This is a genomic window from Streptomyces sp. 13-12-16, assembly GCF_002114215.1.
Taxonomy (GTDB): Bacteria; Actinomycetota; Actinomycetes; order Streptomycetales; family Streptomycetaceae; genus Streptomyces.
In genome coordinates this window covers 1-1,179 of record NZ_NCTE01000535.1, presented here as the reverse complement: position 1 = coordinate 1,179, position 1,179 = coordinate 1, and the positions used below count along the sequence as shown (strand labels likewise).

Genomic DNA, 1,179 nt, shown 5'->3' with positions numbered 1-1,179 from the left:
GGGAACGGGGGTGACCGACGGGCCCGAGGGGCGGTCGACGGTGAAGGGTGCCGCCGCGCGCTGCACCGGCGGCTGCTCCGTGCCGGGCTCGCCGGGAGCGGCGACGGGCAGGGAGAGCGAGGGAAGTTCGAGTCCCGGCGAGGGCCGCGCCGAGGCGGTGAGGACACCCTGGACCAGCCCGCCGGGCGCGCCGTCGAGCACGGCGTGGGAGAGCGTGCCGGTGAAGGCGGGGTTCTGCCAGGTGCTCAGCCTGCCGCCGAATCCGGAGTCGGCGACGGGCCACGACGGCCGGGCGGTGGCCCGCTGGATCGGCGGCAGTCCGGGCCAGGCGGCGGTACGCGCCACGGCCGCGGACGCACCGTCACCGCCGTCGCCACCACCGGTGTCGGCCGATCCCGTGGCTCCCACGGCTCCCACGGCTTCCGTGGACGCGACGGGCGTCTCCGGGGACGGGGCGGGCGTGCCGGCCCCGTCCCGCCTCCCCGGCGCGTTCCTCCGCAGCCGGTCGAGGAATCCCATGCCGCGTCAGCCCTCCGCCGTGGCGCGGGTGACGAGCGAGGTGATCTGCTCCGTGTACCGGCGGCGGTCGCCGTGTTCGAGGTCCAGGATGTCCTCCAGGCTCCAGTGGAAGTGGTAGGCGATGTACGCGATCTCCTCGTGCAGCCGGTCGGTCGCGTACGTCACGATTCCCCCAGGCGGCTCCCGCCGAGTTCGACCTCGAACGGCTGCTCGCAGTGGGGGCAGGTCACGCCGGCCCGGGTGTGGCCCTCGGCGTTGACCTGCCGGTAGAAGTCCTGGAGGAACGCCAGGTCGGAGGCGAACATGTTCTCCACCACCCCGTCGTGCACCAGCGGAAGCGTGCCCAGCCTGGTGATCACCCGGCCGAGCAGGACCACCGACAGGTACGCGGGGTTCTCCTGCACCCGGATGTCGCGCAGCGGGATCAGCTCGTCCCGGGCGGTCGCGAGCCGCATCACACCGTGCCGGTGCACGGTCCCGGAGTCGTCGACGTACCCGCGCGGCAGTTCGAACGGGAACTCGGTGCGCAGCGCCTGGCCCGCGGGGGCGGCGGACGCCGCCGGGGCCGGGTCGGGCACGGACTGCTCCGGCGGCGCCGCGCTCTCCGCGAACGGACCCTGAGCGGCCCCGTCGGCGGAGACGGAGGCGGGTGCGGCGCCG

2 protein-coding genes and 1 pseudogene are annotated in these 1,179 nt (G+C 75.2%); all 3 read right to left on the bottom strand.

From position 1 onward, the window contains the following. Positions 1-519: pseudogene (locus B7767_RS21765) on the bottom strand (hypothetical protein); the annotation flags it as partial. A gap of 6 nt (positions 520-525) precedes the next feature. Continuing rightward, complete coding sequence (locus tag B7767_RS46505; protein ID WP_095534630.1) at positions 526-684, bottom strand: DUF6760 family protein; 159 nt, start codon at positions 682-684, stop codon at positions 526-528. After that, the coding region (locus tag B7767_RS21760) for a hypothetical protein (protein ID WP_373408230.1) at positions 681-1,179 on the bottom strand (499 nt) is incomplete at its 5' end. The genes B7767_RS46505 and B7767_RS21760, both read right to left, overlap by 4 nt.